This window comes from Ignavibacteriales bacterium (genome assembly GCA_026390575.1).
Taxonomy (GTDB): domain Bacteria; phylum Bacteroidota; class Ignavibacteria; order UBA10030; family UBA10030; genus Fen-1298.
In genome coordinates, this window is sequence record JAPLFR010000016.1 from 479498 (window position 1) to 503681 (window position 24184).

Below are 24184 nucleotides of genomic sequence, written 5' to 3' on the forward strand. Positions count from 1 at the left end.
AAGCGCAAGCTTTACTACACACTGGCAGTATCGGGCAGGTTTTAGAGCTTCGGCATTCCCTGCCGATTCTCCTCTGTACCTGCTAAGACAACTTCAATCTCTTTTAATTCTTCCTTCGAAAAAGAGAGATGCTGCAAAGTACCAACTGCATCTTCGATCTGAGATACACGGCTGGCTCCGATAACAACAGATGTCATTTCCGGATGGCGAAGAACCCACGCGAGCGCCATTTGCGCCATGGTTTGCCCCCTCCGAATAGCGATGGTATTCAGTGTACGTACTTTCAAAATTTTTTCATTTTCGACTTCTTCTCTTTTTAAGAAACCATGCGGCTTTGCTGCACGAGAATCGACGGGAATGCCGTCCAAATATCTATTAGTGAGCAATCCCTGCGCCAGCGGTGAAAATGCAATACAGCCGATTCCTTCTTTCTTAAGAGTGTGCAATAAACCATTTTCCACCCACCGATTGAACATACTATACTTTGCTTGATGGATAAGACACGGCGTTCCAAGGGATTTTAATATCTTTGCTGCCTTGGCGGTAAGTTCCGGTGGATAATTCGAGATTCCAGCATAGAGCGCTTTACCGCTGCGGACGATCTGATCGAGAGCCTGCATCGTTTCTTCCAATGGAGTTTCAGGATCCGGCCGGTGATGATAAAAGATATCTACATAATTTATTCCCATGCGATGTAAGCTTTGATCCAAACTTGCGATTAAATATTTCCGTGATCCCCATTCTCCATACGGGCCAGGCCACATGAGATAACCGGCTTTTGTTGATATAATCAATTCGTCTCTATACAATGAAAGATCTTTCTTCAAAATCTTTCCGAAGTTTTCTTCTGCAGATCCGGGAGAAGGACCATAATTATTTGCTAGATCAAAATGAGTTATCCCCAAATCAAAAGCACATCGAATCATTGCTCGGGCAGTACCAATACTGTCAACACTTCCGAAGTTGTGCCACAATCCCAGAGAAATGGCCGGTAACTTTAGCCCGCTTCGACCGCATCGGGTATACTTCATTTCATCATATCTCTTTATCTCTGGAGCATAGATCATCATATTACACCTGTTTTATGATTCCTGGTTCAATTGAAAAATTCATTGTCAATTTAAGAATCATTATTCCAAAATACATGGCTGCAGAAAAGATTGTTGCGACTGAATCTGCATGCTGACAGAATCTCATCCACAAAATATTCGGTTTATTCAAGAATACGAGCTGAAAAAGTCGTTATAATTCCATTTGTTTTTGTAACCGAATATCTTTTGAGGATGCGCCTATATGAATAATGAATGTACCTTTCTCGAAAAACCAACCTTTTGATTCCGGATTCCAAAAAGAAAAATCCTTCTTATGTAATTCTATCACAACAGTCTTACTTTGACCCGGTTCCAATTCCACTTTTTTAAATCCCTTGAGTTCTTTTACCGGCCGAGGAACGGTAGATTCAACATCCTGAATATACAATTGAGCTGTTTCCAATCCTGTTTTCGTTCCTACATTTTTCACCGTAAAGCGTACGTTCACAACGCCATTCTCACGAAATTTGTCGTTTGTTATTGTAAGATCACTGTATGCAAAGGTTGTATAAGATAAACCATGTCCGAACGGATAGAGCGTCTCGATGTTTTTCTTTTCGTACCATCTGTACCCAACAAATATTCCTTCTGAATATCGAACATCGTATATAGAATGATTTTTCTCCTCATTATCACTCCAAGTATGATACAACGATTCATGTTCAGGAACATATCCATAGGCCGGTGAATCTTTGAATTCTCTTTCAATTGTTATAGGGAGTTTTCCTGAGGGATTAATTTTTCCGGCAAGAATTTCCGCCAATGCTTTATTCCCGATTTGACCGCCATACCAAGCATAGATAACTGCTCTCGCTTTATTGTTCCACCCCGTCATTCTGATGCCGCTCCCGGATGTAACGATGACAACAGTATTGGGATTATTACTCACACACTCTTCTACTTTTCTCTCCTGGTCTTCCGGCAATTCAAATGGACGATCCCATCCTTCACTGTCCCCCGTTCCGATATTACATAAAACGACATCCGCAGATTTAATTTGGCTGAGACCTGGATTTTTCTCATAGGTCAACCTGTCGCCGAATTCACTTTTCAATTCATCAAGCATCAGTCTATTGTTATATCCCTTCACCTCCGCAGCTCCGCCTCCCTTAGCCAGTTTTTCCACGTACTCACCTGTTAACAAAATAGTTTTTATATCTTCTTGAAGAGGGAGGATATTCTTTTCATTTTTGAGAAGGACAATTCCTTCGCATGCTGTCTGCAAAGCGACAAGTTCATGATTTTCATACTGCGCAGTATTATGAATATTCATTCTTCGTTCATCGAATTTCATGGCAAAATATGTTCTTAACACACTTTTTGCCATTCGATTAAGATCCTCGACTTTTACTTTCCCTTCTTGAAGAAACTGCTGAGCATCCTTTAAAGCGATTGCATGTGGCATTTCCAAATCCTGACCGGATTTCGCAAGTTTTTCGCCGTTGTACACCGACCTCCAATCTGTCATGACCAACCACTGAAAGCTCAATTGTTTTCTCAGGATGTTATTAATGACATACTCGCTTTGTCCGCACCATTCTCCATTTAACAAATTGTAAGAAGTCATGACCGCTTTGGCGCCAGCATCAATTCCAGCTTGAAATGGGGGCAAATAAATTTCATGTAACGTTCTCTCATCGATGAGGGAATTACTCTTTCTCCTAAAATATTCTGTATTATTTGCGACGAAATGTTTTAATGTCGCTATTGTTCCAGTACTTTGCACTCCTTTTACATATTCTTCAACCATTCGTGCTCTTAAAAAAGGATCTTCTCCAAAATATTCAAAATTTCGACCGCACTGAGATTGTCGATAACTATTAATGCCGGGCCCGAGTAAAATGCCAATGCCGCCTGCTCGACACTCTTCACCAACAGCCTCGGCGTAATTGTAGGAAAGTCCAGGATTCCAAGTAGCCGCCAATGAAATTGGACAGGGAAAAGCTGTTGATTTTTCCAATTGATATTTCGTCAGGTCTATATCTCTGAATTTTTCCCGTATGTGCACACCTTGCGTTGCGTCAGCCATATACACTTCGGGAAGATTTAATCTTGGCAACGGCCTGATAAAAAACGATCTATCACCTCCGACCAAATCAATTTTTTCATTCAGCGTCATGAGTGCCAACACAGAGTCAGCCTTTATATCGGCTGACTCATAAGAAAGCGGTTGAAAGATTTCTTTTTTCAGAGTAATAGATTGACTGTTGAGCTGAAAGCAAAAAACAATAATAACAATAGGCAACGTTTTAATAGAACCAATATCTCGAAGCATATGTCAATCCTCATATATTGTTAATAATTTTAATAATGCCTTATGAAATCAAATTTATAGTTTGTAGAGATTGAGGGCTTTCTCATATGGTTTGACAATCTTATACATTCGGTCATTTGATTCTTCTCGCAGAATTTGATTCAAACCATTCAAGAGTTCTTCGTATACCATGGTGAAATGGACGACAGCGGTAAATCCTTGGACGAATCTCTTTATCTTTGAAGTATCAGAAATAACGCTTGCTGGCTTATCGTCAATTAAACTGCCGCGCAATTCTTCATCAATTCTTGCCAATATTTCAGACAGAATATGCACAATCTTAGCTTCACACTCAACCGTTTTTACCAAGGCTTTATGAGTTTGATGCCATGGAAAGATTTCATCAGATGTTTCTGAAATGATTCACCGGTTGCATGTCAATGACCCACGAGTCCGAGAAATCCAATACGAAATCAGCAGCATGGGTAGCCATGGAGCCAATTCGGGATTTCATCATGTTCTTTGACACAACGACAAATTTTACGAACGCTGAGTTTCATACTCCGTGTGAGTTTTCAAACACGATTTATCTTCATTTTATCAATTATTTTGCATTCTCAAATCAGGTTTGCTTTCTATTCTCCTCCTTTGTATCTTGGAAATAATACTCCAGAGCCTGAGTTGCCTGTTAAAAGAAAAAAAAATATACTCGTTATAGACGACGAACCAGCTTGGCTGAAGATTACTTCTCATATACTCCGAGGCCATGGGTATGACGTTCTGACCGCTGGAAGTGGCGCAGAAGCGTTAAGAGCATTAAAAACTTTTAGACCGGATTTAATTTTTAGTGATGTACGTATGCCGGATATGAATGGTTTCGAACTCGTAGATAACTTGAAACGCAATCCTTTGACTTCTTCAACTCCAGTGATATTCTTCTCTGCCATCGATGATTATGATGCCCGCAAGGTTGCACGCACGCTTGGCGCAGTTGACTATTTGATAAAGCCGTTCAATGAAGACGAAGTGAGTTCCGTTCTTTCGAGGCATTTACCCATTTCATCTGAAAAATACGATAGAAAATAGTTACTTTCATGAACATGGTGATGTTACATGGTTTGCGGTGAGGGAAAGAATATTTGAATGATTCCTCAAATGCATTTTTCTAGTTTTAAGAAGCCTGCAGTACCATAATTCTGTTTGTCAAACATAGACCGTCCGAATATAAAGATCCAGTTATAAGAATGGCAAACTTCCGTAACTTTTTAAAATTCCGCGCATCTCTTGGACCTGTTGAACAAGCACAGATTGTAGCCTCTACTGCTGTGGTAGTAACCCTCGTAACAATTGTCGTTGTACGAATAACGAGCGGTCACACACTTGAATTGTTATTATTCGGGAGCGTTCTCGCCGTTGGTGTATTTGGATTTATTATTGTTTTCTTCACACTAAGATATGGACGCCTGCTTGAAGCGCAAAAACAAGAATTGCTTGCATTAAATTCATTTGCGGAATCTGTCAATCGTGCTATCGGTGTTCAATTTCTTCTCCACAATGCTCTTTCCGAAATGAAACGTTTACTGGAGGTAGAGTACGGATGGATATTCAACGTAGAAAACAATCAACTTGTGCTCAAAGCTCTCCGTGGAACTGAAGAATTGAATGTCTCTGTCGTGGATACCTCTCTGGGAATTCATCACGAAAAAATGAATTGGATTCATTCTCCTCGTATTGTAAAACGGCCAAAGAAATCTGATTCAAGGAAGGACTCTCCATGGGCGTATGGTGTTATTGAATCATTAACATCAGTACCGATTATGATGAAGGACCAGCTGTGTGGACTGATTGTTTTAGCAAGCAGAAATCGAGAGGCCTTCTCCAACAAACAAATTGCTTTGATCATGGCATTCGCCAACGAAATCGGCATTGCAATGGAAAATGCAATGCTCTTTGAGCGAGTCCGCAAATCGGAAGAACGCTACATCGATCTCTTTGAAAACTCGCCTGATATGTCCCATATCTTTAATAAAGATGGCATCATCATCAGCTGCAACCAAACAGAAGCAACACGATTGGGATATAATAAAGAGGAATTAGTCGGCAAGTCTATTCTGAAACTCTATCCACCGGAATACCACAAAGAAGCTCAACGCAATATTTTTGATATTTTTGATCGGAATAAAGAAATCAAGGGAATAGAGGAAAAATTTACATCAAAAAACGAAGAGTTAATTGATGTAAGTATCAATGCTTCTATCATTCTGGATGAAAATGGACAGCCGTTGGTCCGCGCAGTGGCACGCGACATCACAGAGCAAAAAAAATTCGAGGCGAAGATTATTCACGCTCAACGTATCGACAGCATTGGAAATCTTGCGGGAGGAATTGCTCATGACTTTAACAATATCCTCACCTCAATCCTTGGCTCCACCTCAATTATGAAGCGAAAGATGAAACAAGACGACCGCTGGTATCGCTTCGCTGACATCATTGAAACCGCCGCTCGGCGCGGTGCCAGTTTAACACGACAGCTGTTAACGTTCGCACGCAAGAGCAATGTGCAATTCCGGCCAATAGTCGTGAACGATATCATCGAAGAAACATTGCGGCTTTTCGAACGCAGCACCGATAAAACGATTCTTGTTGAGAAAAAATTGACAGATGAAGTGTGCATCATTCATGGAGATGACGGACAGCTTCAGCAAGCGTTTCTCAACCTGCTCATCAACGCTCGGGATGCCATGCCTGATGGAGGAACTATCACTATCCACAGCAAACGCAAGTCGATTGAAGAGGACACAACCGCCACGCCCGAGATACGTAAAGGACTCTATGTCGCCGTATCCATTACCGATACAGGTGTTGGGATGGATAAAAAAACTCAACAACATATCTTTGAGCCATTTTTCACGACGAAAGATATAGGAAAAGGAACAGGATTAGGACTTTCTGTCGTGTACGGTGTTGTCAATTCCCATAATGGTTTCGTTACTGTTCAGAGCGAACTAGGTCATGGCGCCGAATTTACTATGTATTTTCCCATTATACCCGCAGCGGAAAATTTTCAACAGTATGTGCGACCTTCAAAAATCGAAAATGGTACTGAACGGGTACTGGTGATTGACGACGAAAAAGATGTTGCAGACATTATTAGCGGAATGTTAGATAGTCTCGGATATCAAGTAACGCATGTTGATAGCGGACAGAAAGCAATCAACTTGTACAAAAAGAAAAAACGGTTCGACGTTGTTGTTCTCGATCTCAATATGCCTAAGATGAGCGGAAAGGAAACTTTCATAAAGTTGAAGAAAATCGACCCAAATATCCGTGTCGTTATTTCCACTGGTTATGGGGACCGAGTAATAGATGCTTCTCTCGGAAAGGCCGCAGGCGATACATTCCTACAAAAGCCGTATCAGATTGAAGAACTTTCCAAAATAATGCGCCTTACCTTAAACCGTGATAGAGAAAAAACATCTCGTTGAATACTGTATTGAGTGTTGCTTGATGTAATACCGAGAATGTCCTCCATTGCCTACAATCAAACTCAGATCAGAGAACTGTAAATGAATTCACCAGAAAAACACTTTGTTATGAGCGATATATTCCTACGCTCGTGGCATCCTTACTTCTGGCTTGTACTTATCGCTTCTTTACTTTATGTGCAGATTCTTACATTCTCTGAATACACTCATCATGATGATTACTATCTCATAGTCGGAAGCTTTTCACATATCAACAAGCTTTCTGATATAGGTCATGCTTTTTTAGAAGATGTGAGTCATCAGGGACAAGGGGGTAACTTATACCGCCCTTTATTGACTATCTCGTTCATGCTCAGTGCACAAATCAGTGGAATAATGCCCTTTGGCTACCATTTGATTGACATCATTCTGCATTGCATAAGCTGCTGTCTTCTTTTTGTTACTTTTCAGATGATGGGTTTTAAAAGATCAATATCATTTTTCGGATCGCTTGTGTTTTGCGTTCACCCTGCATTAACGCAAGCAGTTGCATGGATTCCAGGGCGGAACGATTCTCTCCTTGCTGTTTTTATTCTGCTCTGTTTTATATCATTCATAAAATTCCTTTCAACCTCTTGTCTAAAATGGTATTTTTTTCATCTTCTTTTTTTCCTGCTTGCCATGTTCACAAAGGAAACGAGTGTTGTGTTTCCAGCTCTTGCCTTGCTGTTTTTTTATTGTCGAAAGGGAAAAGAAATAATCTCCATCACAACAATTCTCTTCGTTGTCGGATGGGGAATTGTCCTGTTCAACTGGCACATATTGCGGTCTGCTGCAATGATCACACCTGTAGGAGACAAGTTTCAAGCTGCTGCGTTGGTGTTATCAAGTCTGCCTATTGCACTTCACTACTGTGGAAATGTTTTCTGGCCAATCCATCTTGCTTTTGCTCCTATCTCAAGCGACATCCACATCACTGCCGGAATTATTTCTACCGGATTGCTTTCCCTCGCCCTCCTCCTGTCTGAACGAAGAGATTGGAAGCTGATCATTTTTGGTGTGGTGTGGTTTGTTGCATTCCTCATTCCGACATTCTATTATGATATAACCGTTCGCATGCCGCTAAAATTTTATGAGCACCGAATATATGTTCCATTGATAGGAATCCTTTTTGTGCTCCTTTCCTTTTCTTTTTCACACAGAGAACAATTCCTCACACGAATCATTCCATACGCTGCCATGGTAATCATTTGTGTTTTCAGCTGGCTCAGTTATGCGCACACCTTCGATTTCAAGAACTCTCTTGCGCTGAGCGAATACGATGCCGCTACATCACCGAACGATCCAAGACGGTATTATGATATTACAAGAATGAATATTCCTAAAAAGCTTGACTCTGAAATACGCACAATACAAGATGCATCGCAATCACGAGAAATCAAGTACACATCGGTGACGAAAGAAGAATTAGGGAAAATCATTGATAATGTAAGAGACGAACTAAAATCAAATCCTCAGGATCCAGAATTGCATCATGCTCTCGCTGTCGCATACTTTGCGCGGGGATTATTGCTTTCATCCGAAGAGAATTTTTTTACTGCGATGCGAGGTAAGCTACAAGATGCAGCCATTCCCTATAATCTTGGTATCCTCTATTACAGTGCCGACATGCGAAGCAAAGCCGAAAAAGCATGGCAAGACGCCTTGCGAATAGATCCTGCAATGGGCAATGCACATCTTAACCTTTCATTTCTCTATTATGAAGCCAGTCAATATACATCGGCATGGGATCACTGCCAAAAAGCAATGCAACTTGGAATAGCTGTCCCTTCCAGTTTCGTAAATGAAATTCGAAGAAACCTTTTCTAAAAAACACTATCCTGAAATTTTTAATTGTTACCCATTTCTTTGTTGACGAGAAAAAAAAGTCTTTTCTTGAAAGTGGTTGGAATAATTGCTACTATTTTGACAACGTAGAACCTGCATTCTATGAAGCGGCACGTAGCATGGGCTTTCCCGTATGAACCTTGAACAATTTGGTGAAGAGCTGAAAAAGGCTCGCCTGGAAAAAGAATTATCGTTGATGGATATTTCTGCCGAGACGCGCATCAGTGTACAATTTCTCGATGCGATTGAGCGTGGACAGCTTCAGACTCTTCCTCAGACGTATGTACGCGCGTTTCTTCGTGAATATGCCTTGATGACCGGTCTTGATCCGAACGATGTTATGGAACGATATGAATCTGCTCGGCGGGAATCTTCCTCTCGAAAATCGGAAACTGCCGTGCCCCGGCAAAATTCTCTTCCAGAAAAGACACTTGAGGAGGACAGCGAGAAAAAACCGTTTTCGCTTTCACCTCTTCAACGTAATATTGCCTTCGGAATTTTCATTGCTGCAGCTATTGGCTTGGTTGCCATTCTGGCAAATATGAATAGAAGGTCGAGCTCCGGTAATTCTGTAGAAGAAGTTCCATTCGATCGCGTCGTGCGTGAAAGTGAAGCCGCATCAATTCTACAGCCCGTTGCCGCTGCTGATTCTGCTCCGATTGCCATGACACACCAACCCGATAGTTTGCGATTGGAGATGACCACCCGAGATTCGGTTTGGATTAATATTCTTATTGACGGCAAGACCGGCGGAACATATCTTTTTGGACCAAAAAGAAAACGAGCATGGGCTGCAAAAGAGCGCTTTGTCGTAACAATGGGAAATGCGGGCAGCGCAACGTTTCAATTAAACGGCAAAGATATTGGTTCTCTCGGCAGACGGGGAGCTGTCGTCCGCAACGCTGTCATTTCCGAAGCCAACCTTAAGAATTGATCACCGGCATGGTAAAGCTGGTATGAATTCATCTATCCAAAAAGAAATTGAAACACTGAGCCGGAAAATCCTCAACCACGATTACCGGTACTATATCCTTGCCCAGCCAATAATATCGGATGAAGAATATGATAGATTAATGCGCCGCTTGCAGGAACTCGAGCGGCAGTATCCCGCACTGGCCACACCCGATTCTCCCACGCAGCGCGTAGGCGGTCAAATCACAAAAGAATTTTCCACGGTAACTCATGCTGTGCCAATGCTGAGTCTTTCCAATTCTTACAGCGAAAGCGAGGTACGTGACTTCGACCGGCGCGTGCAGGAAACATTGGAAAATGATACGTATCGATACGTATGCGAATTGAAATTCGACGGCATCGCAATTAGTCTGCGGTACGAGGACGGCGTTTTCGTGCAAGGCGCCACACGCGGCGATGGAACGCAGGGGGACGACATCACACAAAACCTAAAAACAATCCGTTCGATTCCCCTCCGACTTCGTTCTGTCCGAAATGGACCGCGCACATTGGAGGTACGCGGCGAAGCGTTTATGAAGCGAGCAGATTTCCAACGCATGAATGAGGAGCGCCAGCTTGCCGATGAAAAAATATTTGTTAATCCGCGTAATTCAGCAGCGGGAACATTAAAACTCCAAGATCCAAAACTCGTTGCACAACGGCCGTTGAATTTTGTCTCTTACTTCCTACGCACGGACGACATCGAATTGAAAAGTCAACACGAAAACCTGCAACTCCTCCGCGAACTCGGTTTCCCGACCAGTGAACATACAACGATATGCCCGTCTATAGAGAACGTGATTGAGTATTGGAAAGAATGGGAGCGCCGCCGCGACGAGCTCCCCTTTGATATAGATGGTATTGTTGTAAAAGTTAATTCTCTTCAACAACAGGAACGGCTTGGCGCTGTTGCGAAAAGCCCACGATGGGCAGTAGCATTTAAGTTTGCTTCCCGTCAAGCAGAGACACGGTTGAAAGCCATACGACTCCAAGTCGGACGACTCGGGACTATCACGCCTGTAGCGGAATTAGAGCCGGTATTTCTTGGCGGCAGTACTGTTTCCCGGGCAACACTCCATAACGAAGATTATATCCGTGAGTTAGATATTCGCCTTGGTGACATGGTGGTTGTAGAAAAAGGGGGCGATGTCATTCCCAAAGTCAGTGGTATTCATATTGAAAAACGGCAAGCGAGTGCAAAAACTTTCCGGTTTGCAAATCAATGTCCCGAATGTCATTCTAAAATATTCCGTTCTGAAGGCGAAGCGAATTACTACTGTGAGAACAGCGAGTGTCCTGCTCAAGTGAAAGGACGGATCGAACATTTCGCAAGCCGCGGAGCAATGGATATTGAAGGACTTGGGGAATCGGTGGTAGATCAGTTTGTCCATGTCGGCTTACTGAAGAATTGTTCCGAACTATACGATCTTCACACCCGTCAAGAAACCATTCTTTCGCTTAATCGATGGGGAAAGAAAAGTACTCAAAATTTGTTAGATGCCATTGAAGAAAGTAAAACACGCCCCTTTAGTAGAGTAATCTATGCACTTGGCCTGCGTCACATTGGTGCAAGTATTGCACAACTTTTAGTTGATAATTTCAAAACAATTGAGCAACTTATGGCGGCAACAGAAACCGAATTGCAATCTCTGCAAGGCATTGGCCCGCAGATTGCTGAAAGCGTTGTTCGATTCTTTGAGGTTAAGCACAACCGGCGAATTGTTGCTCGGCTGCAAACTGCTGGTGTTCAAATGGCAGCGGTCAAAAAGCTGGTTCATTCTGTGCAAAAATTCTCCGGAAAAAGATTTGTCCTTACCGGAGCACTGGCTACGATGACGCGTGATGAGGCGAAACAAAAAATCGAATCCCTCGGAGGAAAAGTAGTTGCCAGTGTCAGTAAAAACACTGATTTCGTTGTCGTTGGAACCGATGCCGGTTCAAAATTAGAGAAAGCGCAAACGCACGGCATCCAGTTGATTGATGAAAAGAAGTTTGTTAACATGTTACAGAACGAGTAGCAATTCACCATCACCTACTAAATTGTGAGGGTCCTATGTCGAAATTTTCGTTCAGTTATTTTATAATACTGATTCTTATACTGGTCATGAGTATTCCAGGAGTTAGTCAAACACGCGTTGGAAAACTCGGCGTTGGTGTTGACGCGTCGATACAATACATGCTTGGTGCAGGGGCCACAAATCCTTCACCAGCAGTTGGAGGAGGAGTAAGTCTAAGTTATTCTGTGATGCAATATTTCGGGTTACGTGGTAAATTTTGTTACTCTCCTATTACGTGGAAAGGCGGTACACCGACTACCTTTACAACCGACATGATGTCCCTTAATCTTTATGCCGGTTCAGATTTAATGCCGAATAGTACTTTCAATATTTTTCCCTTTATCGGAGGGGGAGTGGCGATATTTGATCCAAGAGATGACAATGGAAAGCGCGCTTATGTTGGAGCAATCCCGGTGTCAAATTTTGATTTTCAGATGATGGGTGGATTAAGTATCGACTACTTTTTTAGCGAATTCTGGTCTGCCAGTTTGATGGGTGAATATGTGCTTACAAATTCTGCATATTATGCAGGCAGTGCTGGAGGAATTAAAAATATTTCTAACAATGACAGTTTTATGCGGGCGAGCATTCAAGTCCGATATTATTTGTTTGATTCGGCTTTTATAACGAAACTTCTTGAGGCTCAACGTGAGCGATCGAGACGCAATAAATAATATCTGCAGTGCAGAATAACAATGCTGGAGGGTTTTCGACTCAAAGTAGGGCTTACATACTCGCGGCTGCATTTTCGTCATAACCATGACCGGATAATGAATTTCACCGACGCGTTTAGACGGTCACGGCGTGCATTGGTTATATTTCCAGAATCATCACTCGATGGTGAATTGGCTTCATCTTTTCTTCGGTATCTGCTTCGAAAATTTTCTTCAGAAAGAATGATGGTAGTGATCCGAGATGATCAACTTTTTGCGATGGCATCTGCCCCGCCGCTGAAAACCCTCACATATTCAGTGCGCGATATTAACAAGTGGTTTGTGCCTCGCCGTGAACTGCTTCAAAGAATGGAAAACAATAATTTCGATGTTGCGTTGGATCTCAACTTAAATTTTTCTCTCACGAGCGCGTTTCTTTGCAAAGCTTCTCAAGCGCCTTTACGCATCAGTTTTGTAAAAAAGAATAGCGATCATTTTTACAATTTCCAAGTTAAAACCAGAGGAAATAGTAATAAATACTCTTATCGGAGTCTCCTGAAATGTCTCGATATGTTCTAATGTTTTTGTTGGAGTCTGCTTATGCGTTTTGAAACCAAGAAAAAGGGAAATGCAACGATCCTCAAAGTCCAAGAGCGAAAGCTTGATGCGACTACTTCACCGGAACTCAAAGGAAAATTCCTGATGCTGTGCAAACCGCAGCTGAAGGAATTGGTGATAGACCTCTCCGATGTTGAGTTCTGCGACAGCACCGGCTTGAGCGCTTTGCTCATCGCCGAACGCCAGATGCGCGAGAATAACGGCATAGTAAAACTGGTTGGTGTACAAAAGAAAGTCCTTTCCCTTCTCAAAATTTCCCACCTCGACCGCACGTTTCAGATTTTTGATACTTTGGCGAAAGCAGCAAAAGGATAATCCTCATTTCGCTTTCTGCGCACGACGGAATGCTGATGTACTGTTCATACATTCTGCTATTTTTTTTCTCTTCATATCCATCTTGCACCTTCATCGGAATCAATGTAATTTGCATTGGTCATTGTCGGATTAAGCATGCTTCGTGAAAACAAGATCATCCATAGTGAAACAAGCGTCAGAACAAAAACTTATCACGACAAATCTTGACCGCCAAATTCGCAACTATTTAGATTTCCTTCGTCTCGAAAAAAACCTTTCGCGAAATACTTTGACATCGTATAAGTTCGATTTTACCAAGTACCGCGGTTTTCTTATTACTATCGGAATTCAGACAGCATCCGACGTATCGGAAGAGCATATCAGTAAATTTTTAGCTGTGCTGCATCGGGAGAAGCTTTCGCCGCGAAGTGTGGCACGCACACTCTCTACCATCCGCGGATTTCACCGCTACCTTCTTGGCGAGGAAGAGGTGAGGGACGATCCGACACAGATTATTGATTCACCCAAGCAGGAAAAAAATCTGCCGGATGTATTAAATATTTTTGAAGTGGATGAAATATTAAAACAACCGGATACGTCCCACCGGCTTGGTATCCGCGACCGCGCCATGCTCGAGACACTCTACGCGACAGGCATTCGAGTTTCAGAATTAGTGAATCTGAAACAGTCAAACCTTATGATTGAAGACGGCCTGGTGCTTGTCTATGGTAAAGGATCAAAAGAACGGTTAGTCCCCATTGGACGTTCGGCAAGGCAATGGATCGAAGAATATCAGAAACAATCTCGCGTGCATCTTGTTAAAACGGGCACGTCGCAGGATGTTCTCTTTTTGAATGTGCGCGGCACAAAGTTAACGCGTGATATGATTCGGAAATTAGTGGAAAAATATTCGTTAGCGGCAGGCATCGGAAAGAAAGTTCACCCGCATACATTCCGTCATTCGTTCGCAACACATTTGTTGGAAGGAGGTGCTGATCTCCGAGCTGTACAGGAAATGCTCGGCCATGCCGACATCTCTACAACGCAAATTTATACACACATCGACCGCGAGTATTTGAAAGAAGTTCACCGCACATTTCACCCGCGCGGATAAGGAAATACGCGTTTTTCACTCTTGCGAAGGATATCAAAAGCTGCACGAAGTACCCTTCGCAAGAGAAACTTGTTCTTTTACTGCACAATCCTCCCTGCGCGTAATTCTTTTACAATTCTTTCAGTTTTATAGATTTTCTCCAATCCTTCGAGCAATCCAGCAGAGTGAACGGAGACAGTCCTATTTTTCGTGTCATCAAAGATGATATCACCCGGCAGACTTTCGATGTTACCGTCGAACGCCAAGCCAACCACTTCCAAATTCTTGTTGATCAACGGGCTGCCGGAATTACCGCCGGTAATGTCGTTCGTTGAGACGAAGTTCATCGGTGTATTCATATGAAACGCTGCAGGTGGATTCATCCAGCGCTCCGACAACTTCCATGGATCTTTCATACCAAACGAATAGTACCGATCGTACAATCCATAGAACGTCGTTACAGGCGGAGCGATCGTGCCATTGTATTCGTATCGTTTTACTATGCCATCAGCAATGCGAAGCGTGAATGTAGCATCCGGTGGAATTTGCGTTCCATAGACTTCGTACATTGCATTGCCAAGCATTTGTTCACATGCTTGAAGTTTTTCATTGATGTTGCTATATCCCTTTTGAAGTTCATTGATGTGCATTCGTTCGGCAACAACAAACGCTATCAAAGGATCGTTTGACTTGAGAATAGCATCCGGTGTTTCGGCAAGCAGCGCTTGTGTTTTTTCTTTCGATGCAATGATTGAATTTGCGCTTAAATCTTCTGCTGCTTGTTCGGGTGTGCGTCCCGCCATCAGTTTGTCAAACGCCTTATCTTTCCCCACTAACGCACGCGCCATAATACCTAATCGGAATGCGAGCAGCCGTTTCTCAACTTCCGGCGTTAATTTAGAGGGATAGAATTTAGTTCTTGTCGAATCTGCAATCAAATCCTTAGACTGATTCGCTACATTTACAAGATCCGCTGTCAATGATAAATACTTGGGGAAGTTACGTCCGCGTAACCTCAGCGCGTCGAATTCCGGATAGAGCTCTGTCAGCTCGGATTGATACTGCTTAATATCGCTCCACGGATCGCCGTACTTCTTGTTGAGTGCCGGTCTGTCAAGCGTTGCATTGTGAAACTTCTTTTCAAAATCTTTTTTCTTCGCCATCATCACAGGGTCCTGCAGACCGCTCAAATATCCTGTAACAGCTTTCCGCGAATTTTCTAATCCAAAGATTGTGTTGAGATATTTCAATTTTGCTTCAGGATGTGCTGCAATATACGATGAATAGATTGTTCCGACCTTCTCATACGTCTCGATATTTGTCGGATACAAAACATCACGCAGATATTCTAACTGTGCCACCGTTTTCAAACGGTTCGTTCTGCCGGGATTTCCGATCACGAACACTGCTTCCCCTTCTTGCGCACCATCCTGACTGAATCGAAAAAAGTTTGCAGTCTTCAATGGTGTGCCGTTATCATAAACGCGGAAGAATGCGCAATCAAAATCATACCGAGGATAGGTGAAATTATCCGGATCACCGCCGAAGAATGCCATCATCTCTTCCGGCGCGTACACGAGACGTACGTCTGTGTACCGTTTGTATCCATACAGTGAATAGCGCCCGCCATTGTAGAACGAAACGACACTAAACACCATCGAATCTTGCGGGGCACTCGTTTTATAGTTTGCTGCATACCGTTTCTGGATTTCCTGCATCTTTGCCATGCGATTTTCTACCTTGGCGTTTTCTGTTGCACCGCTGTCAAACGCTTCTTGTACTTCTTTCGTAACATCTTCCATCACAAGCAATTGGTCGATAAAGATGTTGGATGCTTTCCTTTCGTCATTCAATGTAGCTGCGTAGAATCCAGCTTCCGTTAACCGTTCACCTTCTCTATTCACACTATCCAAAGCAGAACGGGCGCAATGATGATTTGTCATGACCAAACCGTCTTCCGAAACGAATGATGCCGTGCAATTTGGAAGACGCAGTGCAGATAAGCGCGCCTTATCAAACCACTCTTTTGACGGAGTAAAGTTATATGTCTTGGCAAAATAATCTACGGGCGGGAAATCGAACGTCCACATTTTGCCTGTATCATACTGTCCGGCTTGAACTTTTTCGAGATCGATATGACGCGACATATCGCTTCTCGTTGCCTGCTGAGTTGAACAGCCCGCCAAAATCACTACGACAACAAAAGACACGAAACTATACTTCAAGAGAACATGTTTCATACAGACCTCATTTAGTGAATTTAATATTTATAATTAAAATGTATGAAGAACAATCTGTCGATGCAATCAATACATGTGAAAAAATAGAGCACACTTTTTTCAACTGGGAATATTCCTTACATTCAGCAACAATGGTACTACAACGAACAACATGGCGCAGAGGTTCCGTTCTTCTCATAGGAATACTTTTTCTTACAAGTTGGCAGAAGGCGACCGCACAAGAGCTTAAGCAGAGAAGTGGAATTCCTACTTCATGGCTCGTTATGCAGGCGGTGCCAAGTATTTCATGGACATGCTTTCCGGCACAAACTCACTTTTCTTTTGAATGGGAAGCAACGCCTCTCTTGTATACGTGGGGAATGACGAAGCTCGATCCGCCGTTGCACTTTTTCTTCGTAACTCAACCCGAACGGTTTGCAGGTTCGGTCGAATTCAATATCTCCACACAGCTTTACACGAGCAAAGTCGGATCAAGCCATTGGGGATTTTCCGGACAACTGTTGGCACATCTGCCGCTCGTGGAACACGGTGAATATCTCGGACTGAATCTTGGCGTTGCACGATACAACATCGCCGGTATATCTTCAAACTATTTTGTTGGAGGATGTTCGACACTGTTTGGTTTTCTTCATTATAATATTAAGTACAGTCCTGCCGATGCAATTTGGATGCATGCAATCGAATTTCGTTTCTTCTGATGCGCTGTTATGAACGATAAAAAGCATTTGCTTCGTTTCATTCTTTTTTCACTTATTTCCTTTCACAGCTCATTCATTACTACTGGCTGCAGTTCTTTTGTCACCCGATTCATTACAAAATCTTTTGAGAATCTTCCGGGTTCGCCCGACACTGTCGCCGCAAAAATAACGCATCCAATTTTTCGGAATGTTGGACTGTCGGTGTTATGGGTTGGTCATGCAACGTGTCTCATTCAAATCGGTGATAAAATATTTCTTACTGATCCGATTTTTACTGAGACGGCGGGTATGATATCCAAACGCAGAATTGAGCCGGGAATTCTGCCGTCTTCCATTGATAAACTGGATTATATTCTCATATCCCATATTCATTTTGATCATTTGAGTTATGGAAGTTTATCCATGCTGCCCAAATCTGCAGTGATGATTCTGCCTGTTGGCAGTGCGGAGTACACGCCGGAGTTTGGTTTTTCTACGTATCGTGAGATGGGCCCGTGGACAACATTCGAAGCAGATGGCGTGAGAATTACTGCTGTTCCTGTCAAACATTTTAATGGACGGTACGGATTCGATGGCGGTTGGTTGAATCATAACACGTACACCGGTTATGTGATCGAGTATCAAGGTACAACAGTTTTCTTTGCGGGCGATACAGGATATGATCCTGAAAAGTTCAAGGAGATCGGCAGAAAATTTGCCGTTGACGTTGCCTTTCTTCCCATTGCACCGATTGAACCGCACGATTTCATGAAACTTGTGCACGCCGATCCAGAAGAAGCCCTTCAAATTTTTAATGACGTGCATGCGAAAATCATGATTCCTATTCATCATCGTACGTTTGTACAAGGATTAGATTCTTCGCTGACATTCGCACAAGACCAGATGAAACGGCTTATTACTGAACGCCATTTGGAAGATCGCGTTCTTATTCTCAACACCGGTGAACAACGAATTCTCACACCTTAGGCTCCCGATCGAGGATTGAACTCCACAAAAGAAAGGACTTATTCACATCAGGAACGACATTCTCTCTAGTGAAACGAGATACTCTCCTGTTATATTTAAATATAATCATGAAAAACGCACGCTTTTCGTTGATTCTCCTTCAACTTCTCATTACATTTCCACATTATCGTAGGGTAAAAACTCTGGCAATAGTGGAATGAACATCGCGGTCTTCGCCTCAGGGCGCGGCTCAAATTTCCAAGCAATTCTTCATGCAATCGACGCTGGACTGCTTCCGGCGAGGATCGTTGTACTTATCAGCAACAAGTTCGATGCAGGCGCGATAGAGATTGCGCGCGCATATAATATTTCGACACAACATCTTTCTCAAAAAATGTTTTCGTCGGAAGAGGCGCTCGCGGATGCGATGCTGGAAATATTAGAAAAAGAACACGCAGAATTCATTGCGCTGGCCGGATATATGAAAAAAATACCAGCGCATGTGATTCAACAATATCGGAACCGGATCGTGAATATTCATCCGGCACTGCTGCCATCATTTGGCGGTGAAGGAATGTACGGTCGTCGTGTCCATGAAGCGGTACTGGCAAGCGGCGTAAAAGTCTCCGGCGCAACGGTGCATTTGGTGGACGAAGAGTATGATCGCGGCCCAATACTATTGCAAAAGACTGTCACCATCGTTTCCGATGATACACCAGATTCGCTCGCAGCAAAAGTATTAAAGATTGAACATGAGATTTTCCCGCTCGTGCTGAAAGCATTCGCTGAAGGGCGGGTAAAGATCGAAGGAAGAAAAGCTTGGATAACGTCATAGTTATAGATCCGTTCTCAAAATCAACTTCACCGGAGAGTGACGCACCGCTCATCATTAAGCGCGCGTTGATTAGTGTATCGGATAAAAAGGGAATTGTCGAATTTTCAAAGGCACTGCGAGAATTTGGTGTAGAGATTATTTCCACGGGCGGAACATTTACCGCATTGAACAACGCCGGCATTGAAGTGAAATCAGTCTCAGATGTTACCGGCTTTCCCGAAATTCTTGATGGCCGCGTCAAAACTCTTCATCCGGCCATTCACGCAGGCATCCTTGCTGTTATGGATAATCCTGCGCATCGTGAGCAATTACAGAAGCACGACATAGAACCGATCGATCTTGTTGTTGTCAATCTTTATCCTTTTGAACAAACTATCGCTGTTGAAAATGTGAAGTTAGATGAAGCGATCGAGCAAATCGATATAGGCGGACCGGCGATGGTGCGTTCATCATCAAAGAATTTCCGGCACACCGCTGTTGTCGTCAATCCAGATCTCTATGGTATCGTCATTGAAGAAATGCGCGAGCACAACGGCGCACTCACAATGCAAACTCGATTCAATCTTGCATGCCGTGCATTTCAACACACATCACATTATGATTCAGTGATAGCTTCATATCTGAGCGGACTCGCACCGCAAAAGACTCTGCCGGATTCCATCACTCTTTCACTGAAAAAAGAACAACCCATGCGCTATGGTGAAAATCCTCATCAAGCGGCGGCGCTGTACGGAACATTCGGCAATCATTTTCAGAAACTGCACGGCAAAGAACTTTCTTACAATAATATTCTCGACATCAACGCAGCGGCATTACTCTGCACGGAGTTTAACGAGCCAACCGTTGTTATCGTCAAACATAATAATCCTTGCGGCGTCGCTACCGACACAACACTTGTTGAAGCATACCGAAAAGCCTTTGCAACAGATACAAAATCTGCATATGGTGGAATCGTCTGTGTGAATCGTCCGCTGGATAGAGCGGCTGCAGAAGCCATCAACGAAATTTTTACTGAAGTGATTATCGCACCCGAATATGAACACGGCGTGCTGGAATTTCTGACAAAGAAACGGGATCGTCGTTTGATCAAACAGACATCAAACCTGCGAAAATTGTGGGAGTTAGATGTACGAAAAGTTGTTGGCGGCGTTTTAGTACAAGAACCGGATCAGCACAGGATTCATCCAAGTGATCTACGAATCGTCACAAAACGTCAACCCACCGATGAAGAGATGCAGGCTCTGTTGTTTGCGTGGCGGATCGCAAAACACGTGAAATCGAATGCGATTGTGTACACACTGGGTGACCGAACACTCGGTATCGGCGCCGGTCAAATGTCACGTGTCGATTCCTCCAAAATTGCAGCAATGAAAGCAGCAGAAGCCGGATTTGATTTGCATGGCTGCGCAGTTTCTTCCGACGCGTTCTTCCCTTTTGCAGATGGATTGTTAGAAGCGGTGAAGGTAGGCGCAACAGCAGTCATTCAGCCAGGCGGCTCTGTGCGCGATGAAGAAGTTATCAAAGCGGCGGACGAAAATGGTGTCGCAATGGTGTTCACCGGTATTAGACATTTTAGGCATTAAAATAATTCATTTTTAATTTTTCATTCATAATTTTGTCATTGGATACTCATGGGACTCTTTTCAATGTTTTCTGCCGACCTTGCCATCGACCTTGGCACGGCAAACACCGTTATCTGGATGAAGGGCAAAGGAATCATCCTGAACGAACCCTCTATCGTCGCGTTCGACCGGAACACGAAGCGCATTATCGCCATCGGCAATGAAGCGCGTGCCATGCTCGGCCGTACGCATAAAGACATCCGCACCATCCGTCCTATGAAGGATGGCGTGATTGCGGATTTTGAAATCGCGGAAGGTATGCTGCGTGAATTCATAAAAAAAATAAGCGCAGGCTGGGTACCAAGCAGACGTATTATCGTGTCAGTGCCATCCGGAATTACGGAAGTGGAAAAGCGCGCTGTGCGCGATTCAGCAGAACACGCCGGCGCGAAAGAAGTTCATCTCCTTGCCGAGCCAATGGCTGCGGCAATCGGTATTGGACTTGATGTTGATGCACCGGTGGGAAATATGGTTGTCGATATCGGCGGCGGCACAACGGAAATCGCAGTCATTGCATTGTCCGGCATCGTGAACGAAGAGTCGCGGCGCGTGGCGGGTGACGAAATGAACAACGCTATCATTCAATTCTTTAAACGTAATCACAATATCCTTATTGGCGAACGGACAGCGGAAGCAATTAAGTGCGAGGTCGGTTCTGCGATGCCGTTGAAAGAAGAAATCACGATTCAAGTAAAGGGACGTGATCTCGTGAACGGTGTACCGAAGACAACGGAAGTCAGTTCTGTGGAAATTCGCGAAGCGTTGAATGAACCGATCGCTCAAATTGTCGAAGGCGTCAAGGTCACATTAGAGCGGACTCCGCCGGAACTTTCCGCCGACATTCTTGACCGCGGCATTATGCTCACCGGTGGCGGTGCATTGTTGAAGGGTCTTGACGAGCGTCTTCGACTTGAAACAAATCTTCCCGTTCACGTTGCCGAAGAGCCATTGCTCGCCGTTGTGCGCGGTACCGGTAAGGTTATGGAGAACATGGACAAATATTCCAAGGTCTTGTTGAAGGGAAAGAGATATTGATAATTTCGAATTGTTAATTGTAAATTGCGAATTATAAAGTGTGACTTGTCAGATGTGAACTGAGAAACGACAAGATGGATTCAAATGTATTGCAAAATAGGACCAAACAATTTGCTATTGACATTATTCACATGGTTGATTCAATACCCTCCAATCGGACATCTGATATTATCGGGAAGCAATTAATCAGGTCTGCCACTTCAATAGGAGCAAATTACCGTTCGGCTACAAGGCGCGTTCTAAAGCTGATTTTATCTCAAAGATCACAATTGTTGAAGAAGAGGCAGATGAATGTCAATATTGGCTTGAGCTTTTATTGGAACTTGGAAAAAGTAAGCCAACGGCAATTGATCCACTACTTAAAGAGGCAAAGGAACTAACAGCGATTTTTACGGCTTCAGGTAAAACCGCTAAAAGGAAATCATAAGGACTTTAATTGGCAATTTTTATTCTGAGATCTTGATCAATATGAAATTTCCATTTCGCGATTATAAATTCGGAATTCGAAATTAAAAGATGCTCCAACGACTATACGACTTTTTGTACGAATTCCGAGAATATGCTATCCTCTCTGTTTTCATTGTTGCATCCTTCATTTTGATGGCGATGAATGACAATTCTCAGATCAAACAGGTCAGAGCTATTTCGACAGTTCTGTTCGGTGGAGTACAAGAACAACTGAGTTTTATTCCCACGTACTTTGGACTGAAAGCAGAGAACGAACTTCTTCATCACATCAATATTGAACTTGCTGATGAAGCACAGCGGCTCCGTGAAGCGAAACTCGAAAACCTCCGTCTGCGGCAATTACTTGGATTAAAAGTTCAACTGCCTTACAAACTGATTGCAGCCCACCTTGTCAACAAAAATCTTACACTTTTACGGAATACAATTACAGTCGATGTTGGCTCAAATGACAGCGTACAGCAATATATGCCGGTCGTAAGCGACGGAGGATTAATCGGCATCGTCACAACCGTGACCAAACATTATTCTATCATCAATATTCTTTTAAATACAGAATTTCGGGTAAGCGGCAAAGTGCAGCGCAGCCGTATTGACGGAATTGTTATGTGGGATGGAAAAAATCTTGCCCTTAAGAATGTTCCAAAAATGCGTGATGTCAAAGTAGGCGATGTTGTTACGACCTCTGAATACAGCAATACGTTTCCATCTGATATTCGTATTGGTCTCGTCAGCGAAGTGCGCGAACAACCAGGTTCTCTTTTCAAATCTATCACCATTGAACCCGGCGTAGACTTTGTAAAATTAGAAACAGTATTTATGATGGCATATACCCAAGATAAAGAGCGCGTTGAACTCGAACAGCGGACGGGTCCACGAGTTGGAAAGTAATTCCCTCCTGTTATCCTTCTTTTTTTCTCTACCTTGCATATTGCTCGTTTTTCCGTTACTTTAATTTTGATGAACAAAAATGAACACCGGCGAACTTACCGATGCCAAAACTGAACACAAAACAATCTGTCACAACCAATATTCCGCAAGTTTCTGTTGTTATTCCTCTCCTTAATGAAGAAGAATCTCTGCGCGAATTATTCACGCTCATTGATGAGACGATGCGGCGGATCAAGATGTCCTATGAAATCATCTTTGTGGATGACGGCAGTACTGACAAATCGTTTGAAGTTCTCACTGCACTGCATATTGAATATCCGAAAATTATAAAAGTGATTCGTTTCCGACGTAATTTTGGGAAATCTGCAGCACTTTCGGCAGGTTTCAAAGAAGCGCAGGGCGAATACATCATCACAATGGATGCAGACTTACAAGACGACCCAAATGAAATTCCATTGCTTATTGAAACACTTGGTGATTCTTACGATCTCGTGTCGGGATGGAAGAAGAAAAGGCATGATTCAATTATTTTCACAGTACCATCGCAAATCGCCAATACCGTCACAAGTAAAATAACAGGGCTGCGCATTCATGATTTAAATTGCGGGTTGAAAGTATATCGTAAAATAGTAGCGAAGGAATTAAAAATTTACGGCGATCTCTATCGCTATATTCCTATATTAGCGCATCAAGCAGGATTTCGAGTCGGAGAAAAAATTGTTCAGCATCATCCACGAAAGTTTGGTCATTCAAAATATACCGTAGGAAAATTTTACCGCGGCTTTCTTGATTTACTGACGATTCTCTTCACAGCAAAATATATCCGCCGCCCGCTTCATCTCTTTGGCGTTTGGGGAATCGTTTCGTTTTTCATCGGTGCCGCAATCGACGGATATCTCTCCATTGAATGGTTCTTGGGTTTGACTGCCATCAGCAATCGTCCGCTCTTCCTTGTCGGGTTTCTCTTTATCATTATCGGCGTTCAATTCATTTCTCTTGGTTTATTAGGCGAGATGATTTCGCGGCACGAGCGCAACGAAGAGACGTACTCCATCCGCGAAAGTTTGAAGTAAGATTCCGTGCCAAACCAA

Annotated in this window: 20 protein-coding genes; 16 read left to right on the top strand and 4 right to left on the bottom strand. The window is 43.2% G+C overall.

The features are described from left to right. Positions 1-41 precede the first annotated feature (41 nt). The 3 genes from mgrA to NTX44_14910 all read right to left on the bottom strand — a co-directional run bounded on the left by mgrA (position 42) and on the right by NTX44_14910 (position 3681). A complete protein-coding gene (mgrA, locus tag NTX44_14900; GenBank protein ID MCX6122897.1) occupies positions 42-1067 on the bottom strand; it encodes an L-glyceraldehyde 3-phosphate reductase in 1026 nt (341 codons plus the stop codon). A gap of 175 nt (positions 1068-1242) precedes the next feature. Beyond that, positions 1243-3366 carry a glycoside hydrolase family 3 C-terminal domain-containing protein gene (locus NTX44_14905; GenBank protein ID MCX6122898.1) on the bottom strand — a complete coding sequence of 708 codons (2124 nt, stop codon included), beginning with the start codon at positions 3364-3366 and terminating at the stop codon, positions 1243-1245. A 54-nt stretch (positions 3367-3420) separates the two neighbouring features. Next, the gene (locus tag NTX44_14910; protein ID MCX6122899.1) at positions 3421-3681 is read right to left on the bottom strand and encodes a hypothetical protein; all 261 of its coding nucleotides are present in this window, start codon (positions 3679-3681) and stop codon (positions 3421-3423) included. A 345-nt stretch (positions 3682-4026) separates the two neighbouring features. Here NTX44_14910 and NTX44_14915 point away from each other — a divergent pair, with 345 nt between their 5' ends. The 9 genes from NTX44_14915 (at position 4027) to xerD (ending at position 14383) form a co-directional block, all read left to right on the top strand. Further along, a complete protein-coding gene (locus tag NTX44_14915) occupies positions 4027-4431 on the top strand; it encodes a response regulator (protein MCX6122900.1) in 405 nt (134 codons plus the stop codon). A gap of 158 nt (positions 4432-4589) precedes the next feature. Continuing rightward, the gene (locus NTX44_14920) at positions 4590-6830 is read left to right on the top strand and encodes a PAS domain S-box protein (protein MCX6122901.1); all 2241 of its coding nucleotides are present in this window, start codon (positions 4590-4592) and stop codon (positions 6828-6830) included. A gap of 81 nt (positions 6831-6911) precedes the next feature. Beyond that, positions 6912-8678 carry a hypothetical protein gene (locus NTX44_14925; GenBank protein ID MCX6122902.1) on the top strand — a complete coding sequence of 589 codons (1767 nt, stop codon included), beginning with the start codon at positions 6912-6914 and terminating at the stop codon, positions 8676-8678. Positions 8679-8829: 151 nt separating this feature from the next. Then, positions 8830-9630, top strand: a complete 801-nt coding sequence (locus NTX44_14930; protein MCX6122903.1) for a DUF4115 domain-containing protein — start codon at positions 8830-8832, stop codon at positions 9628-9630. Between the two features lie 22 nt (positions 9631-9652). After that, positions 9653-11665 carry an NAD-dependent DNA ligase LigA gene (gene ligA / locus NTX44_14935; GenBank protein ID MCX6122904.1) on the top strand — a complete coding sequence of 671 codons (2013 nt, stop codon included), beginning with the start codon at positions 9653-9655 and terminating at the stop codon, positions 11663-11665. A 35-nt stretch (positions 11666-11700) separates the two neighbouring features. Then, positions 11701-12378, top strand: coding sequence for a hypothetical protein (locus tag NTX44_14940; protein ID MCX6122905.1), 678 nt, complete (start codon positions 11701-11703; stop codon positions 12376-12378). Positions 12379-12474: 96 nt separating this feature from the next. Further along, positions 12475-12936, top strand: coding sequence for a hypothetical protein (locus tag NTX44_14945; protein ID MCX6122906.1), 462 nt, complete (start codon positions 12475-12477; stop codon positions 12934-12936). A gap of 21 nt (positions 12937-12957) precedes the next feature. Continuing rightward, positions 12958-13290 (top strand): STAS domain-containing protein, encoded by a 333-nt coding sequence (locus NTX44_14950; GenBank protein ID MCX6122907.1) that lies wholly within the window; start codon positions 12958-12960, stop codon positions 13288-13290. A gap of 163 nt (positions 13291-13453) precedes the next feature. After that, positions 13454-14383 carry a site-specific tyrosine recombinase XerD gene (xerD, locus tag NTX44_14955; protein ID MCX6122908.1) on the top strand — a complete coding sequence of 310 codons (930 nt, stop codon included), beginning with the start codon at positions 13454-13456 and terminating at the stop codon, positions 14381-14383. Positions 14384-14460: 77 nt separating this feature from the next. On the opposite strand, the gene NTX44_14960 is transcribed toward xerD, so the two are convergent. Continuing rightward, the gene (locus NTX44_14960) at positions 14461-16602 is read right to left on the bottom strand and encodes a S46 family peptidase (GenBank protein ID MCX6122909.1); all 2142 of its coding nucleotides are present in this window, start codon (positions 16600-16602) and stop codon (positions 14461-14463) included. A gap of 38 nt (positions 16603-16640) precedes the next feature. Between NTX44_14960 and NTX44_14965 the strand changes: the two genes are divergently transcribed. The 7 genes from NTX44_14965 to NTX44_14995 all read left to right on the top strand — a co-directional run bounded on the left by NTX44_14965 (position 16641) and on the right by NTX44_14995 (position 24166). Further along, positions 16641-17300 (top strand): hypothetical protein, encoded by a 660-nt coding sequence (locus NTX44_14965; protein MCX6122910.1) that lies wholly within the window; start codon positions 16641-16643, stop codon positions 17298-17300. Positions 17301-17309: 9 nt separating this feature from the next. Next, positions 17310-18266 carry an MBL fold metallo-hydrolase gene (locus tag NTX44_14970; GenBank protein ID MCX6122911.1) on the top strand — a complete coding sequence of 319 codons (957 nt, stop codon included), beginning with the start codon at positions 17310-17312 and terminating at the stop codon, positions 18264-18266. A 196-nt stretch (positions 18267-18462) separates the two neighbouring features. Further along, a complete protein-coding gene (gene purN / locus NTX44_14975) occupies positions 18463-19080 on the top strand; it encodes a phosphoribosylglycinamide formyltransferase (protein MCX6122912.1) in 618 nt (205 codons plus the stop codon). After that, positions 19065-20663 (top strand): bifunctional phosphoribosylaminoimidazolecarboxamide formyltransferase/IMP cyclohydrolase, encoded by a 1599-nt coding sequence (purH, locus tag NTX44_14980; GenBank protein MCX6122913.1) that lies wholly within the window; start codon positions 19065-19067, stop codon positions 20661-20663. Before purN ends, purH begins: the two co-directional genes overlap by 16 nt. 63 nt (positions 20664-20726) lie before the next feature. Next, entirely contained in the window at positions 20727-21737 is a 1011-nt protein-coding gene (locus NTX44_14985; protein MCX6122914.1) for a rod shape-determining protein, read from the top strand. A gap of 516 nt (positions 21738-22253) precedes the next feature. After that, the gene (gene mreC / locus NTX44_14990) at positions 22254-23093 is read left to right on the top strand and encodes a rod shape-determining protein MreC (GenBank protein ID MCX6122915.1); all 840 of its coding nucleotides are present in this window, start codon (positions 22254-22256) and stop codon (positions 23091-23093) included. Between the two features lie 101 nt (positions 23094-23194). Continuing rightward, entirely contained in the window at positions 23195-24166 is a 972-nt protein-coding gene (locus NTX44_14995; GenBank protein ID MCX6122916.1) for a glycosyltransferase family 2 protein, read from the top strand. Positions 24167-24184 lie beyond the last annotated feature (18 nt).

Excerpts from the sequence above, each read along its gene's own strand:
- purN (MCX6122912.1), top strand. The coding sequence starts at position 18,463 with ATGAACATCGCGGTCTTCGCCTCAGGGCGCGGCTCAAATTTCCAAGCA.
- mgrA (MCX6122897.1), bottom strand. The coding sequence starts at position 1,067 with ATGATCTATGCTCCAGAGATAAAGAGATATGATGAAATGAAGTATACC.
- NTX44_14965 (MCX6122910.1), top strand. The coding sequence starts at position 16,641 with ATGTATGAAGAACAATCTGTCGATGCAATCAATACATGTGAAAAAATA.
- NTX44_14970 (MCX6122911.1), top strand. The coding sequence starts at position 17,310 with ATGAACGATAAAAAGCATTTGCTTCGTTTCATTCTTTTTTCACTTATT.
- NTX44_14920 (MCX6122901.1), top strand. The coding sequence starts at position 4,590 with ATGGCAAACTTCCGTAACTTTTTAAAATTCCGCGCATCTCTTGGACCT.
- mreC (MCX6122915.1), top strand. The coding sequence starts at position 22,254 with ATGCTCCAACGACTATACGACTTTTTGTACGAATTCCGAGAATATGCT.
- NTX44_14940 (MCX6122905.1), top strand. The coding sequence starts at position 11,701 with ATGTCGAAATTTTCGTTCAGTTATTTTATAATACTGATTCTTATACTG.
- ligA (MCX6122904.1), top strand. The coding sequence starts at position 9,653 with ATGAATTCATCTATCCAAAAAGAAATTGAAACACTGAGCCGGAAAATC.
- NTX44_14995 (MCX6122916.1), top strand. The coding sequence starts at position 23,195 with ATGCCAAAACTGAACACAAAACAATCTGTCACAACCAATATTCCGCAA.
- NTX44_14930 (MCX6122903.1), top strand. The coding sequence starts at position 8,830 with ATGAACCTTGAACAATTTGGTGAAGAGCTGAAAAAGGCTCGCCTGGAA.
- NTX44_14905 (MCX6122898.1), bottom strand. The coding sequence starts at position 3,366 with ATGCTTCGAGATATTGGTTCTATTAAAACGTTGCCTATTGTTATTATT.
- NTX44_14985 (MCX6122914.1), top strand. The coding sequence starts at position 20,727 with ATGTTTTCTGCCGACCTTGCCATCGACCTTGGCACGGCAAACACCGTT.
- NTX44_14945 (MCX6122906.1), top strand. The coding sequence starts at position 12,475 with ATGAATTTCACCGACGCGTTTAGACGGTCACGGCGTGCATTGGTTATA.
- NTX44_14960 (MCX6122909.1), bottom strand. The coding sequence starts at position 16,602 with ATGAAACATGTTCTCTTGAAGTATAGTTTCGTGTCTTTTGTTGTCGTA.
- NTX44_14925 (MCX6122902.1), top strand. The coding sequence starts at position 6,912 with ATGAATTCACCAGAAAAACACTTTGTTATGAGCGATATATTCCTACGC.
- NTX44_14950 (MCX6122907.1), top strand. The coding sequence starts at position 12,958 with ATGCGTTTTGAAACCAAGAAAAAGGGAAATGCAACGATCCTCAAAGTC.